Consider the following 15,284-nt stretch of genomic DNA (forward strand, 5'->3'; position numbering starts at 1 on the left):
TCAGGCCCCCTTCGCCGCGTGCTTGATCGCCGCGCGTATCCGGTTGTACGTGCCGCAGCGGCAGAGGTTGCCCGTCATCGCCGCGTCGATGTCCGCGTCGGTCGGGTTCGGGTTCGACGCGAGCAGCGCCGCGGCCGCCATCACCTGGCCGGACTGGCAATAGCCGCACTGGACGACGTCGAGCTCGCGCCACGCCTGCTGAATCTTCTGCCCCGCCGGCGTCGCGCCGACCGCTTCGATCGTCGTGATTTTCCTGCCGCCGACCGAGGCGACGGGCAGCACGCACGAGCGCACCGCGACGCCGTCGAGATGCACGGTGCACGCGCCGCATTGCGCGATGCCGCAGCCGAATTTCGTGCCGGTCAGGCCGACGAGATCGCGCAGCACCCAGAGGAGCGGCATGTCGGCGGGGGCGTCGACCGCATGGGTCGCGCCGTTGATGTTCAAGTCGGTCATGCGGACTCCGGCAATGACGAGTGGGGATTTCGAATGGCGAGCAGCAACTCGCGCATATTGAACCTATTGCGAAATTGCTGCAGTCTCGGCCCGTGCGGGCGCGACGGATCGGCACGACAACGCACGAAAACGGTGCGGCGCACGCCCGCATGTCGGCTCGACCGGATCGGCGCATCGCGCGGGGCGACATCCTGCGCAGCGACGAGCGAGGGCCGGCAAACGCGGAAAAACCGCGGCCTTCCACGCGCCGCGCCGACGGCGGGCATGCGTGGCGGCTCGACTCCGATGCCGCCCGGTCACCGGCGCGGCGAGCCCGCGCAAGGCGATCGCGACGAGCGCCGCCTGCCCGCCGCAACGCGGTTCGCACGGGTTGTCGCGCCGGGCCGCCGACTCACGGCTGCTACGGCCGTCAGCGCCGTCACGGCGGGCGGCTGCGCCAGCCATTCAGCCGCCCTCTTCCGATACGCGACGGAATGCGCGCTCGCGCGGCGCGCTTCGGGCGCGGCCTCGTCGCCGTCGATCCCGAGCATATGAAGACCCGGCACGCCGTCGGCCTGACGAAACAGATCGCAGCGGCGATTGCCCGGTTCGGCGCGCGTCGCGGCCGCGGTCCGGCACAATCCCGCCGCCGCGCCGATGCGCTGGGGCGTCGGGATCAGGCTTGCAAGGACACCGCGCGCCATGATCGTTCTCGATGCCAATCCGGACCGCGGTCCGGCGATTCGCCTCCCCGCACGCCTCTGCACGCCTCCGCACGCCTCCGCATCGCATGAATCCGCGCGACATCCGAGGCGGCGGCTCGAACGCGAGCGCCGAACCTTCATCCCGGCGCTCGCGCGGCCGAACTCACGGCGCGTCGGGCCCCACGCGCACGACGACCTTGCCGAAGTTCTTCCCGCCGAGCAGTCCGATCAGCGTCTGCGGCGCCGCCTCGAGCCCGTCGACGACGTCCTCGCGAAGCTGCACCTTGCCCTGCGCGACCCACTCGCCCATTTCCTTCAGGAATGCCGGATAAACGTCCGCGTAGTGATCGAGGATGATGAAGCCCTGCATGCTGATCCGCTTGCGCAGCACGCTCGACATCAGCAGCGGCAAACGATTCGGCCCCGGCGGCAGCGCGCTGTCGTTGTAGTGGGCGATCAGCCCGCAGACGGGCACGCGCGCGCGATCGTTCAGCAGCGGCAGCACCGCGTCGAACACCGCGCCGCCGACGTTCTCGAAATACACGTCGATGCCGTTCGGGCACGCGGCCGCGAGCTGCTCGGCCACATCCGGAGCGCGATGGTCGACGCACGCGTCGAAGCCGAGCGTCTGCGTCACGTAGCGGCACTTGTCGGCGCCGCCCGCGATGCCGACGACCCGGCAGCCCTTCAGCTTCGCGATCTGCCCGACGACCGAGCCGACCGCGCCGCTCGCCGCCGCGACGACGACCGTCTCGCCCGCCTTCGGCCGGCCGATCTCCAGCAATCCGAAGTAAGCGGTGAAGCCGGGCATCCCGAGCACGCCGAGCGCCTGCGACGGATGCGCGATGCCGGCGAGCGGCATCAGGTCAGCGCCGTCGGACAGCGCGTAATCCTGCCAGCCGGCGCTCGACAGCACGAGGTCGCCTTCGCGAAACGCGGGCACGGTCGACGAGACGACGCGGCTCACCGTCCCGCCCACCATCACGCCGCCGATCTCGACGGGCGGCGCATACGATGGCGCGTCGCTCATGCGGCCGCGCATGTACGGATCGAGCGACAGCCACACCGTGCGCAGCAGCACCTCGCCCTGAGCGGGCGTCGGCACCGCCGTCGTCTCGACGCGGAAATTCTCGGGCGTGGGCGCGCCTTTCGGGCGCGAATTCAGAACGATCCTGCGGTTCGTCGTCTGGCTTTGCGGCATAGGAATCTCCATTGAAATGAAACGAGGGGCATTGGCGTGCGGCGCACGCCGCCGAGCTTCGACGATTCGAAGCGGCTTGGAATCACAGGCTTGCCTCGAGCACGCGGCGGCTCACGTCGAGCGTGACGTCCCTGCGCTCGCCGAGCTGCGTCATGCCGTGCGCATCGAGCTGCGCGACGAGACCGTCGATCGCGTCGGCGCCCACGCCGTAGTCGGCAAGGCGAGTCTTCACGTCGAGGCTCTCGAAGAACGCGCGCGTGCGCTCGATCGCCGCGTCGATGCGCTCGTCCTCGGCGCCGTCGACGATGTTCCACACGCGCGCCGCGTACTGCAACAGCTTCGCACGCTTCGCGTCGCGCCGCACCTGGAGCATCGACGGCAGCACGACGGCGAGCGTGCGCGCGTGATCGATGTCGTAGCGCGCGGTGAGTTCGTGGCCGACCATGTGCGTCGCCCAGTCCTGCGGCACGCCCGCGCCGATCAGCCCGTTCAGCGCGAGCGTCGCGACCCACATCAGGTTCGCGCGGATCGCGTAGTCGTGCGGCTCGGCAATCGCCCTCGGGCCGATCTCGATCAGCGTCTGCAAGAGGCCCTCGGCGAAGCGGTCCTGCGCGAGGCCGTCGGCCGGATACGTCAGATACTGCTCGACGATGTGCGTGAACGCGTCGACGACGCCGTTCGCGACTTGCCGCGGCGGCAGCGTGTACGTCTTCGTCGGATCGAGGATCGAGAATTTCGGGAACACAAGCGGGTGGCGGAACGCGAGCTTCGCGTGCGTCGCGCGGCGCGTGACGACCGCGCCGCTGTTCATCTCCGAGCCGGTGGCGGGCAACGTCAGCACGCTGCCGAACGGCAGCGCGGCCGCGACGTTCGCGCCGTGCGTCTCGAGGATGCTCCACGGATCGCCCGCGAACGGCACGGCGGCCGCGACGAACTTCGTGCCGTCGATCACCGATCCGCCGCCGACCGCGAGCAGAAAATCGACGCGCTCGCTCCGCACCAGCTCGACCGCCTTCATCAGCGTCTCGTAGGTCGGATTCGGCTCGATCCCGCCGAACTCGCGCACGTCGCGCGCGCCGAGCGCGGCGCGGACCTCGTCGAGCGTGCCGTTGCTGCGCGCGCTCTCGCCGCCGTACAGCACGAGCACGCGGGCCGCGGCCGGCAGCAGCTCGTTCAGCCGCGCAACGGTGTTCTCGCCGAAGACGATCCGGGTCGGATTGTAGAAATCGAAATTCTGCATGTTTGCTCCATCAAAAGTAGACCAGTCGTCTATAAGCGGACTCAAAAGGAGGCACGCTCATGCGCGCCTTGCTTCGATGCCCAGCCGATCGACGACTCGGCTGCGGCACATCCATGCGCGGCGACGTCGCCGCCGCCACGGCTTCAAGCGGCCTCCAGCTGCGCGGCATCGTTTCGATGCCGCGTCGCCACCGCCGGGCCACCGTGCCTGGCGCGCCGTTGAAGTTCTTTCCGCGACGGGGCGGCAAAACACAACTTGTCGACCTCTCGGAACGCACGACAAACCGCTCGTGCGACTCGGGCAAGGGGTGAGACCATCCCCGAAAACCACGTGCGAGCACCTCGCAAGCCGGCTTTTCAACAGCCTGCCAACGCAGCGCCGCAGGCCGCCGTGCACCGGCGTGCGATCCGCTCGAGCGAACCATCAGCGCGCACGGCTTCGACGCTGGCCGCGTAACGCGCGACGATTCGCGGCCAGCGTCGAAGCCGCGCGTCAACACACTCCGCATCGTCGCCGGGATACCCGCCATCTTCGCGCCGAATTTCGCCGCCACGCACGTTTGCGCTCCGGATCGTCGCCGTGCCGAGTGTTCGGCCCGTTGCGCCTGCGCGCGCCTCGAGTGCACCGCGCCCGCCCCGGCCGGCCAGCCGCGCGCGAGACGCGCGAGGCAGCCGCCTGAACAGGCGCCGGGCCGCGCTCCGCCGAACGCTTCCTACAAAGCCTCCGTCAAATCGAGGCAGCGGCGGAGCACCTCTTTCGGGATGTCCTCCGCCGCGAGCATTTCGCTCGAGCCAGCCCGCCGAAACCCAGTGCGGAAGCGCGATCGGCCTCGCGTCGCGGCGTTCAGGACGCGCGGCGCACGTGCGCAGTCGAGCGAAAGATCATGGCGCGCATCATAGCACAATTAGACCGGTCGTCTAGATCGACATCGGATGTCGCGGAAGCCCGCACGGCCGCAGCCGAATCGCGCCCATGAGCGGCCAATGAGCGCCCATCTCGCCGCTGCCGCGGCGGGCCACGCGCGTCGCTCGGGTGCGCGCCGCCCGCGTGAAAAGCGGCGCTCGCGCACCGACCATTCGAGCCGAACCGCCCGCCGTCTCCCGCATTCGACGCCCACGCCGACAAGTCGTCCGAACGATCCCGCGCATCGATCCAAGAATCGGCAATCACGCTCGATGCGGCCGCCGCCGCTTGCTCGCGGAAACGACGCGCTCGAGATTCACGGCGCACACCGCGCCCGGCAATCGATCATTCGCCATCGCACAGATCGCCGCCGATTAGCCGGCGCGCCATGACCAGGCGCCTGCGCGATCTCGTTCGAATCCGATCGCCCACGATGATCGCCACGGCGCGCGACGAAACCGTGCCGACCGACGCGCAATCGCTCATGCGCCATGCGCTGCGACGCGGGCTTCGTCGAATGCGCGCATCGCACGCTCGCCGCAGGCCATGCTTGGACATGCCGAACATGTCTGAACGGCGCGCCCCGTTTTCGACATCCGCGACGACCATCGACCATCGACCATCGGGCACCGCGCGACGACATGCACGACGCGTCAATATCTTCACGATGCGTTGCGTTTATCATGCGCAGGATTTCACGTTCCGCATGTCATCCGGAGTACAGAGCAAATGAAGAACACGCCCGCGCCGACGTCACGGCACGCTTCAGCCTTCCCGATCGACGCCGCGTCCGCGCATCCGGTGCCGATGCCGCGGTGACGGCGGCGCTTCGAAACGAGCCGAGCCGAGCCGGGCCGAATCGAATCGAATCGATTCGAGAAACGAGAAACGACGCGCGCGAGAAGACCGCCGTCCCGGCCCCGGCCCGACCGACGGCCGATCCGCCGCACACGCTCCACCACCCCTTTTCCAACAACGACACAACGCACATGACGACCACTCGCATCACGTCGCGAGCCGCCCTCGCCGCTTCGCTTTCCGCCCTGCTGCTCGCCGCGTGCGGAGGCGACGGCTCCTCCGATGCGTCGAATGCGAACGGCGCCGCCGCGCCCGCCGCGCCCGCGACGACGAACGCCCCCGAAACGGCCGGCAATACGCCGGGCGTCACGCCCACGCCGCCTTCCAGCAGCACGTCGATCGGGCAGATCTCGATCGACAAGCTGGAATTCGCGCAGACTCACGTGGTGCCGAGCGGCGGCTTGAGCTGGGCGCTCCCGAATGCCAGCGCGAGGCTTCGCCTGATCGGCGGGCGCGACGCGCTCGCATTGGTCGCCATCGGCCAGGCGGACGCCGCGCAGCCCGTCCTGCAAGCGTGGCGCAACGGCGCGAAGCTCGGCGCGCTGGCGCTGAACCCGCCGTCCGCGCTGCCGCCGACCGAGTCCAACGGCCGCGCGTATGCGGGCGACCGCTGGAGCGCCGTCGTGCCCGCCGCGTGGATGGTGCCGGGCGTCTCGTTCAGCGTGTCGGCGGCCAACTACACGCCGAGCGTCGCACAGGCCCCGGTGTTCGGCACCGACGCCGACGTGCAACTGACGATCCTGCCGTTCTATCTGTTCGGCGCCGACGACGCCAATTCGCCGCCGCTGTCCGCGACGCAGGCGCCCGACGCCGCCACGCAGCAGGAGATCTCCGCGAAATGGCCGACGTCGGACGTGAAGGTCCGCACGCACCCGGCCGGGCGCTTCAGCCTCGCGACGGTCGTCGTCGGTCCGCGCGCCGACCGCGCCGGCGCGGCTCAGCCCGCCTATGCGGTCACCGCGCTCGATCAGCAGAAGGACGGCTACGGCGTGATGAGCGCGATGCTCACGCTGATTTCGAGCATGCGCACCGCGAACGGCGACGGCGCACTCAACGATCAGTACTACGCGCCGCTGCTCGCGCTGAATTCGAGCGGGAAGTTCGCGAACCTCGGCGGCGGACTGGGCGGCGTCGGCTCGGGCGCGTCGGTCGGCGATCATCGTTACACCGGCATCTTCATTCACGAACAGGGGCACGCGTTCGGCCTCGGCCACGCGGGAGACGAATATGCGAAGGGCGCCTATCCGTACGCGGGCGGCAGCCTGAACGGATCGGCGTGGGGCTACGACCCGAACCGCCGCGAGTTCCTCGACGTGCTCGTGCCCGCCACCGCGTCGAGCCATGCGAAGTGCGCGAGCTCGCATCAGGTCGACGCGCAGGGCCGCTGCTACAAGCAGGACCCCATGCAAAGCGGCGCCGGCGATCAATCGAGCGGCTACAAGTTCGCGACGTTCTCGGACTACAACACGGGCCGGATGCAGGCATGGATCGAATCGCGCGTGCTGATCGATCCCGCTTCGCCCAGCGGCTACAGCAAGTGGGACGCGGCCGCGCAGGCGCGCGCGCCGTACACGCCGACGACCGACGGCAAGGGGCTCTACGGCGTCAACCAGAATCTGCCCGTGCGAACCGGCGTGCCGGTGCACACGATCATCGTGAGCTTCAGCAAGGCCGGTTCGGCGGGCGCGTCGTACATCTATCCGCCGTTCACGTACACGGGGAACCTGATCGCGACGTTCGATCCGACCTCCGCGGCGGACCGCCAGGCGATCACCGTCGATAAGGGCACGTATCCGTGGTACTGCAAAGGCAGCGGCTGCGACTACACGCTGCGCGTCACGTATGCGGACGGCAGCCGCGCGTATCGCGTGCTGCAGGGCGGATTCCGTGCGTGGTGGACGCCCACCGTCGACAACGCCAACGCGGCCAATCCGCTCAGCGGCAGCAGCTTGCGCGTGTGGGCGATCAACGTGCCGGGCGACCAGCCCATCGGCAAGATCGAGCTGCTCGACACGCCGACGGTGTGGAACGGCATGCCCGCGAATCCGACCGTGCTGCTCAGCCGGTGACGTCGCGGCGCTCGGGCGCGCGGCGCGGCCCGACGCGAAGCCCGGGCGCGCGGCGCACCGTTCAGGCTCGCGCGACGACGTCGATGCGCAGCGCCTCGCCGCCCGCCGCGATCGCGAGCAGCCGGTCGACGTTCGGATGCGCGCCCGGACGGTCGCGCGCATCGGCGGTGTGCTCGGCGAACACCGCGAGGCCGTGCTCGGCGGCGTCGGCGTCGAGCGCGCCGAACGTCTCGCGCAGATAGTGATACACGGCCAGCGAGCCCTGCTTGCCCGGCTTGTTCTCGATGCTCGCCACCACCGCGCCCTTCGCGTCGACGAGATCGATGCGCTCGATGCCGTCGATGGCGGGCAATTGGGCGAGGTTGTCCTTGAATGCGCGGGTCGGCTGAATCACTGCTGTCGCTCCGTATGGTCGGGGAAAAGTTCGGCGGGGCGTATCTTAGCCGATCGCGTGCGCATGCATGACGCATACGCGGCGCCGGAGCGGCTCATCGGCGGGCAGCTCGCCGACGTCGCCCCGATGCGCGTCGCCCCCATCCGCAAAGCATCCGGAACACGTCGTTCGCGCCGCCGCGCCGCTACGCCGCGGCCGCCCGGATCGCGCGCTTGAGCGCGTCGAGCGTCCGGTCGCCCGCCATGTCCTGCCGCGTGACGAGGCACACGGCCGGCAGCGCGAAATCGAGATCGATCGGCAGGATGCGGCACGCGCCGCCGTGCGCGACTTCCTCCGCCAGGTCGCGCGGCAGCATCGTGACGGCTTCGTCGTTCGCGGCCAGCACGGCCTCGATGACCGTCACCGACGTCGTTTCGACGAGCGGCTCGCCGATCACGACGCCGCGCCTGACGAGCATCTCGTCGAACGCGCGCCGCGTCGGCGTGGCCTTCGGCGGCAGGACCCATTGCGCGCCGGCGACCGCGTCGATCGTCGCGCCCCGGCCCTTCGGAGCGCGGTAGCCGCGGCTCGAAAGCAGTACGGGCTGCTGAACGTAGAGGACCTCCTGCTCGATCTCGCCGGCGCTTTCGTGCGTGAGCCGCGCGATCGCGCAGTCGATCTCGTGACGCCGCAGCATGCCGACCACCGTATCGGTGTCGCCGTCGCGCACCGCGAAGCGATAGTTGAATCCGCGCTCCCGCAGCGCATCCATCGCTTTCGTCAGGATGCCGTACGCAATGAAATGGATGACGCCGATCCTCACGACGCCGTGAAAGCCGTCCTCGATCGCCGTGAGATCGCCCGCGAGATTGCGCAGATCCGCCAGGAAGGCGGCGCTTCGCGACACGAGCATGTCGGCGGCCGGCGTCGGCACGAGCCCTCGCGCGGTCCGCTCGAAGAGCGCCGCGCCGACGATCTCCTCCAGTTCCTGCAACGCCTTCGTGATCGCCGGCTGGCTGAGGTTCATCTCGTCGGCCACCTTGCGCAGCGTGCGATGGCGATGAATCGACGACAGCAGCACGAAGTGCCGCGCTTTCAGCCGCTGCGTCAACGCGGCCAACAGCTGCTCGTCCCGGCTTCGCATGGCGTTTCCATTTGGTTATCGCGCGTTCAGTATATTTCAATGCCGAGTTATATGGCCGAACTAGTATCGGGCTCACAGGTGCGGCACGCACCACGACTCGTGACTTGGAGGTCAGATGAAACTGTGGCTCTTGGGCACCGGCACGCCCACGCCCTCAACCAGCCGGATGTGCTCGGGCTATCTCGTCGAAGCGGGCGGCGACTACATCGTGTTCGATCACGGATTCGGCTCGCACCATCGCCTGCTCGAACTCGGCGTTCCCGCGACGCGCATCTCGCATGCGTTCTTCAGCCATCACCACTACGATCACATGGGCGACTACCCGCGGCTTCTGCTCACGCGGTGGGATCAGGGCGCGGGCAGAATCCCGGAGCTGAAGGTGTACGGGCCGCCGCCGCTGCGGAAAATCACCGATCGCCTGTTCGGCGACGACGGCGCTTTCGGCCCGGATCTCGTTTCGCGCACGGAGAACCAGGCGAGCATCGACGTGTATCGCGCGCGCGGCGGCGAAGGCGCGCGCGCGCGGCCGCGGCCGGTCGTCACGGAGCTGTCGCCGCTCGCGACGGTTGCTGAAAACGAATGGACCGTGCAGGCCGTTGCCGTGAATCACTTCGCGCCCCATCTCGTTTCGTACGGCTATCGAATCGATCACGACGGCCAGTCGATCGTGTATTCGGGCGACACCGGCCCGTGCCCGGCGCTCGATCGGCTCGCGAAGGATTGCGACGTGCTCGTGCACATGTGCCACTACCTGAGCGGCACCGCGCCCAGCAGGACGTTCGCCGCTTTCACGGCCGGCCATCTCGAGGTGGCGCAGGCGGCCCGGCAGGCGAACGCGAAGAATCTCGTCATCTCGCACGTGACGGAGCAGTTCGACAAGCCGGGCGTGCGCGAGCGCGTCATCGTCGAGATGAGCCGGATCTACAGCGGCAACATCTTCTTCGGCTCGGATCGCATGGAAATTCCGGTATCCGGACCTCAGGCGAGCAAGCTCGACTAACCGCCGACCGGCGGCGGCGCGGGCCGCCCGCATCGCCGCCATCCACCTTCGGGGCATTTCGTGAATATGCTAGAGCAATACGTTCGGCCCTCCGCCTGCGAGGCAGACATGGCGTCCATCCGGCCCGTCGAAAAAAAGGCGATCGCCGCCGCCGTCATCGGCACGACGCTCGAATGGTATGACCTGTTCGCGTACCTGTACTTCTCGGTCACGATCTCGAAGCTCTTCTTTCCGCATTCCGATCCGCTCGTCTCGCTGCTCGCGACCGTCGGCACGTTCGGCGGCTCGTATCTCGTGAAGCCGCTCGGCGCGCTCGTGCTCAGTTCGTACGCGGACCGGGTGAGCGCGAAGGCCGCGCTCACGCTCACGGTGACGCTGATGGGACTCGGCACGGCGATGATCGCGCTGACGCCGACCTATTCGTCGATCGGCGGCGCCGCGACGGCCGTGATGGTAATCGCCCGGCTCGTTCAGGGTTTTTCCTCGGGCGGCGAATACGGCTCGGGCATCACGTTCATCGTGCAGCGCGCGCCCGCCGCGGATCGGGGATTCTACTCGAGCTTCCAGATCGCGGCGCAAGGCTTGACGTCGGTGTTCGCGGGGCTGACGGGCGTCGTCATCTCGGCGTCGCTGACCTCGGAGCAGATCCTGCACTGGGGCTGGCGCATCCCGTTCTTCATCGGGCTCGCGATCATTCCGGTCGCCGTGTACATGCGGCGCAACGTCCCCGAGGTCAACGACAAGACGATCGCGCCGCGACACGCGACGCCGGTGCGCGAAGCGATCCGCGAGCATCCGGCGCTCTGCGTGCTATCGATCGGCACGTTCGTGCTCGTGTCGGTGTCGTCATATGCGCTCGCCTACTATCTTCCGACCTATGCGGTGCGCACGCTCGGCCTGCCGCAGACGAGCGCGTTCGCCGCGACCATCCTGACGGGCGTGGTTCAAGCCGCGTTCTCGCCGGTGTTCGGCCGCCTGTCGGACCGATTCGGGCGGCTGCGCGTGATGCGCACCGGCGCGATCCTGATCGCGCTGATCGTGATCCCGGCGTTCGAGTTCGTCGTGTCGCATCCGCGGATCGCGTCGCTTCTGATCAGCCAGTTCGTTCTCGGCCTGCTGATGACGTCGTATCAGGCGCCGATGCCCGCGCTGCTGTGCGACCTGTTTCCGCCGTCGATCCGCACGGTGGGCGTGTCGATCGCGCACGACTTCACCGCGGCGACGTTCGGCGGCTTCACGCCGTTTCTCATCACCTACCTGATCGCGTCGACCGGCTCGAAGATCGCGCCCGGCTTCTACGTGTGCGGCGCCGCGGTCATCAGCCTCATCTGCATCACGCGCGTGACGAAGCACGCTCGCGCCGCGGCCGCGCGTTGCGCATGACGAAGCGGCCGATCAGCGGCCGGGCCCGCCCGGCGGGCCCAAGGAGACGGAAATGGAAAAACGCAAACTCGGCGCTGGCGGCCTGGAAGTGTCGGCGATAGGCTTCGGCTGCATGGGGTTGAGCGCGGCCTACGGGCCGGCGCCCGGCAGGCAGGACGCGATCGGAATCGTGCGGGCGGCGTTCGAGCGCGGTGTGACGTTCTTCGACACCGCCGAGGCCTACGGCCCGCACACCAACGAGACGCTCGTCGGCGAGGCGCTCGCGCCGTTTCGCCGCGAGGTCGTGATCGCGACGAAGTTCGGATTTCGCGACGGCGAGCTTCGCGCGCGCCCGGACAGCCGTCCGGCGCGCATCCGGGCGGTCGCCGACGCCGCCCTGACGCGCCTGCGGACCGACTACATCGATCTCTTCTACCAGCATCGCGTCGACCCGGACGTGCCGATCGAGGACGTCGCGGGAACCGTGCAGGATCTCATCCGGCAAGGCAAGGTCCGGCATTTCGGGTTGTCGGAAGCCGGCGCGCAGACGATCCGGCGCGCGCACGCGGTGCAGCCCGTCGCCGCGCTGCAAAGCGAGTTCTCGCTGTGGTGGCGCGAGCCCGAGACGGCGATCCTGCCGACGCTCGACGCGCTCGGCATCGGCTTCGTTTCCTTCAGCCCGCTCGGCAAGGGCTTTCTGACGGGCGCGATCACCGCAAGCACGACGTTCGGGCGCGACGATCCCCGCCGCGCGTCTCCCCGCTTCGCGCCCGGCGTGCGCGAGTCGAACCTCGGCGTCGTCGCCCGGCTCGACCAGATCGCGCGGCGCAAGCACGCGACGCCCGCCCAGATCGCGCTCGCGTGGCTTCTGGCTCAAAGGCCGTGGATCGTTCCGATTCCCGGCACGAGCAAGCTGCATCGTCTGGATGAGAACGTCGACGCGGCGGCGATCGAGCTGACGCCGGAGGATCTTCGCGAGATCGAGCGCGCGCTCGCGGGCGTCACGGTGCACGGTAACCGGTACTCGAACGAACGGGCGACGCTGATCGATCGGCATTGAGCGTGCGCGGCGCGCAACGTCCGCGCGAACACGCGGTGCGTCCGCGCTTGCCGCGCCGCCGCCGAGCGATCGCGTTCGATGACGCATGCGCCGCGATCCGTGATCGCTCGGGCGCGCAAGCGCGCAATCCCCGGGCGTGCATGCGCGCGAGCGGTTGCTGCCGGCCCGCCCGGCGAACGTCCGCCGGACACGAACGGCGCTGACGCCCAACGGTTGGCGCGCAGTCGCCCGCGTCGAGATCCGCGTCGCGCCGAAGCGGTCGACGGGCGTCGTGCGCGCGAACACCGAGCGCGCATCGAGAACGCCGACCGCATCCCGACCGCCGCGCGCAAGCCGCGTCTTCGGCGAGTTGCAGCCGAATGCCGCAAAAATGCAGCCGAAATGCAGCCGAAATACCGTCGACAACGGGCGCGCCGGCAGGCGGACCACACCCACCTTCGCTCGCGCGCCCGGCTGAGAACCGGCTTCCCCACGCGCGATCGCGCGCGTTTGCGCGCGGCCCGACACGATGATCCGCCCGCCCGCGGCATCAGGCATCGACGCCCGTCGGCCTCGCCGATCGCCAAGAAGTGGCGGCCCGCCCCTCGCCAACGTGTAAACTGCTGCCTTTTTTCGAAACTGACACTCGTGGCATGGTGCAAGCCCCGCAACATAGAGCGCTCGGCGGACCGGCGCTGATCCGCTTGCTTGCTCGCCTGGCGGACGCCGACGTGCCGGAATCCAGGCAGTCGCTGTCGGACCGGCTGAGCCAATGGCTCGCGTGGACCGACGCGATCGCGCTGTCGTCGGCGCTCGGCATGAGTCCGCCCGCCGCGGCGGCCGGCGCGCGCGCCGACGGCGACGGCGACGGCGACCGCGACAACGCAAGCGGCCAATGCGCGCGCGTGCGCGCGTCGCTCGCGAAAGCGATCGCCCGCACGGGCGCGCTCGCCGCCGGACGCGACAGCGTCGCGCCGTCCGCCGCCCGCGACGCGGCGGCGGACGCGCCCGCCGATTTCACGCTTTTTCGCCACGACTACCTGTCGATGCAGCAGGCGATGGAGATCGACATCGGCGACCTGCGCGGCCGCCTGCGGCAGACGATGGCCGCCCGCACGCCCGCCCTCGCCCGGCTCGCGGTGCTCGACGCGACGATGGAGCGCGCGCTCGCCGTGCGCGAGCGGAGCCTGCTCGCGTGCGTGCCGAAGCTGCTCGGCGCGTATTTCGAGCGCCTGCGCCGGGCCGAGCAGCAACGCCTTGCCGACGCCGAAGCCAACGCCGCCGTGAACGCCGCCGCGGCCACGCCGGGCGCGTGGCTCGACGCGTTCCGCAAGGATATGCAAAGCGTGCTGCTCACCGAGCTGGAAGTTCGTTTTCAACCGGTCGAAGGGCTGCTCGCCGCCCTTCGCGCCAGCTAACCGGGCCCCCATGTCCAGACATCACGTTCATCTCGTTTTCTTTTTCGCCGGTCTCGCCGCGGTCTGCTGGATCGGCGCGGGCTATGCCGCGTCGAATCCGCTCGCGCTCGCCGTGACCGTCGTGATCGCCGCCTGCTATCTTGCCGGCGCGCTCGAACTGCGCCGCTATCAGCAGGCCACGTCCACGCTCGCGCACGCGGTCGCGGACCTGTCCGAGCCGCCGTCCGAATTGCGGGCGTGGCTCGAACGGCTGCATCCGAGCCTGCGCCACGCGGTGCGCCTGCGCGTCGAAGGCGAGCGCGTCGCGCTGCCGGGCCCCGCGCTGACGCCGTATCTGGTCGGCCTGCTCGTGCTGCTCGGCATGCTGGGCACGCTCCTCGGCATGGTCATGACGCTCCGGGGCACCGGCGCCGCGCTCGAGAGCGCGACGGACCTGCATGCGATCCGCGCGTCGCTCGCCGCGCCCGTCAAGGGGCTCGGATTCGCGTTCGGCACCTCGATCGCCGGCGTGTCCGCGTCCGCGATGCTGGGCCTCCTGTCCGCGCTTTGCCGGCGCGAGCGGCTCCAGGCCGCGCAGGCGCTCGACGCGAAGATCGCGACGACGCTGCGCGTGCACTCGCACGCCCATCAGCGCGACGAGACCTTCAGGCTGCTGCAGCGGCAGGCCGACATGATGCCCACGCTGGTCGATCGGCTGCAGACGATGATGACGACGCTCGAGCAGCAAGGCATTGCGTCGGCCGAGCGGCAGATCGCCGGCCAGCAAGCGTTTCTCGGCAAGGCGGAAGAGACGTATGCGCGCCTCGCGTCGTCGGTCGGGCAGTCGCTGAAGGACAGCGCCGCCGAGAGCGCGCGCGTGGCCGGCTCGGCGTTGCAGCCCGTCATGGAAACCACGATGGCGGCGCTCGCACGCGAGACGACCGCGCTGCACGACGCCGTCGCGCAGGCTGTGCAGCGGCAGCTCGACGGGCTGTCGGCCGGCTTCGACGCGACAGCGACGAACGTCGCGAACGTCTGGCGCAACGCGCTCGACGAACATCAGCGCTCGAGCGACGCGCTCGCGCAGCGCCTGCACGGCTCGGCGAACCGCTTCGTCGAATCGTTCGAGCAACGCTCGGCGGGCCTGCTCGACGGCGTCTCGGCGCGCCTCGACGCGACGGCGGGCAGCGTGTCCGCGGCGTGGAACGACGCGCTGTCGCGTCAGGAGCGGGCCAACGAGACGCTGGCCGAGCGCAACCGGCAGGCGCTCGACGCGGCCGCCGCGACGTTCGAGCAGCACTCGGCCGCGCTGCTGCGCACGGTGGGCCAATCGCATGCGGATCTGCAGAAGGATCTGGCGTCGCGCGACGAGCTGCGCCTGGCCGCGTGGACCGATTCGCTCGCAACGATGGCCGCGAAGCTCGGCACCGAATGGGAGCAAACGAGCGCGCACGCCGCGGACCGGCAACAGGAAATCTGCGACGCGCTCACGCAAACCGCACGCGACATCTCCGCTCAAGCCGCCGCGTTCGAGCAACATACCGCTGCGCTGCTGCGCA

General features: G+C 69.5%; 13 protein-coding genes. 7 read left to right on the top strand and 6 right to left on the bottom strand.

Annotated features, from left to right (window positions below; translation table 11 throughout):
* From X946_RS12530 to X946_RS12545, 3 genes are all read right to left on the bottom strand, one after another.
* A complete protein-coding gene (locus tag X946_RS12530; protein WP_038747894.1) occupies window positions 1–456 on the bottom strand; it encodes a (2Fe-2S)-binding protein in 456 nt (151 codons plus the stop codon).
* Between the two features lie 846 nt (window positions 457–1,302).
* On the bottom strand, window positions 1,303–2,340 hold the full coding sequence (locus tag X946_RS12540) for an NADP-dependent oxidoreductase (RefSeq protein ID WP_038747897.1): 1,038 nt from the start codon (window positions 2,338–2,340) through the stop codon (window positions 1,303–1,305).
* 82 nt (window positions 2,341–2,422) lie between these two features.
* Window positions 2,423–3,580, bottom strand: a complete 1,158-nt coding sequence (locus tag X946_RS12545) for an iron-containing alcohol dehydrogenase (RefSeq protein ID WP_038747899.1) — start codon at window positions 3,578–3,580, stop codon at window positions 2,423–2,425.
* A gap of 59 nt (window positions 3,581–3,639) precedes the next feature.
* On the opposite strand from X946_RS12545, the gene X946_RS33710 reads away from it, so the two are divergent.
* A complete protein-coding gene (locus tag X946_RS33710; RefSeq protein WP_152611702.1) occupies window positions 3,640–3,891 on the top strand; it encodes a hypothetical protein in 252 nt (83 codons plus the stop codon).
* Between the two features lie 937 nt (window positions 3,892–4,828).
* Here the strand turns inward: X946_RS33710 and X946_RS33715 are convergent.
* Entirely contained in the window at window positions 4,829–5,149 is a 321-nt protein-coding gene (locus tag X946_RS33715) for a hypothetical protein (protein ID WP_152611703.1), read from the bottom strand.
* 323 nt (window positions 5,150–5,472) lie between these two features.
* On the opposite strand from X946_RS33715, the gene X946_RS12550 reads away from it, so the two are divergent.
* Window positions 5,473–7,410 carry a M66 family metalloprotease gene (locus X946_RS12550; RefSeq protein ID WP_152611704.1) on the top strand — a complete coding sequence of 646 codons (1,938 nt, stop codon included), beginning with the start codon at window positions 5,473–5,475 and terminating at the stop codon, window positions 7,408–7,410.
* 61 nt (window positions 7,411–7,471) lie between these two features.
* Here X946_RS12550 and X946_RS12555 read toward each other — a convergent pair whose 3' ends face one another.
* The gene (locus tag X946_RS12555; RefSeq protein ID WP_038747902.1) at window positions 7,472–7,804 is read right to left on the bottom strand and encodes a DUF2322 family protein; all 333 of its coding nucleotides are present in this window, start codon (window positions 7,802–7,804) and stop codon (window positions 7,472–7,474) included.
* A gap of 184 nt (window positions 7,805–7,988) precedes the next feature.
* On the bottom strand, window positions 7,989–8,927 hold the full coding sequence (locus tag X946_RS12560) for a LysR substrate-binding domain-containing protein (RefSeq protein WP_038747906.1): 939 nt from the start codon (window positions 8,925–8,927) through the stop codon (window positions 7,989–7,991).
* A 115-nt stretch (window positions 8,928–9,042) separates the two neighbouring features.
* On the opposite strand from X946_RS12560, the gene X946_RS12565 reads away from it, so the two are divergent.
* The 5 genes from X946_RS12565 to X946_RS12590 form a co-directional block, all read left to right on the top strand.
* A complete protein-coding gene (locus X946_RS12565) occupies window positions 9,043–9,927 on the top strand; it encodes an MBL fold metallo-hydrolase (RefSeq protein WP_038747908.1) in 885 nt (294 codons plus the stop codon).
* Window positions 9,928–10,035: 108 nt separating this feature from the next.
* Window positions 10,036–11,310, top strand: a complete 1,275-nt coding sequence (locus X946_RS12570; protein WP_052145075.1) for an MFS transporter — start codon at window positions 10,036–10,038, stop codon at window positions 11,308–11,310.
* A gap of 52 nt (window positions 11,311–11,362) precedes the next feature.
* The gene (locus tag X946_RS12575; RefSeq protein WP_038747911.1) at window positions 11,363–12,349 is read left to right on the top strand and encodes an aldo/keto reductase; all 987 of its coding nucleotides are present in this window, start codon (window positions 11,363–11,365) and stop codon (window positions 12,347–12,349) included.
* A 632-nt stretch (window positions 12,350–12,981) separates the two neighbouring features.
* Complete coding sequence (locus tag X946_RS12585) at window positions 12,982–13,746, top strand: DUF3348 domain-containing protein (protein WP_038747917.1); 765 nt, start codon at window positions 12,982–12,984, stop codon at window positions 13,744–13,746.
* A gap of 10 nt (window positions 13,747–13,756) precedes the next feature.
* Window positions 13,757–15,284: DUF802 domain-containing protein (locus X946_RS12590; RefSeq protein ID WP_038747920.1), on the top strand; the 1,528-nt coding region annotated here is incomplete at its 3' end.

The organism is Burkholderia sp. ABCPW 111, from assembly GCF_000773065.1.
GTDB lineage: Bacteria > Pseudomonadota > Gammaproteobacteria > Burkholderiales > Burkholderiaceae > Burkholderia > Burkholderia savannae.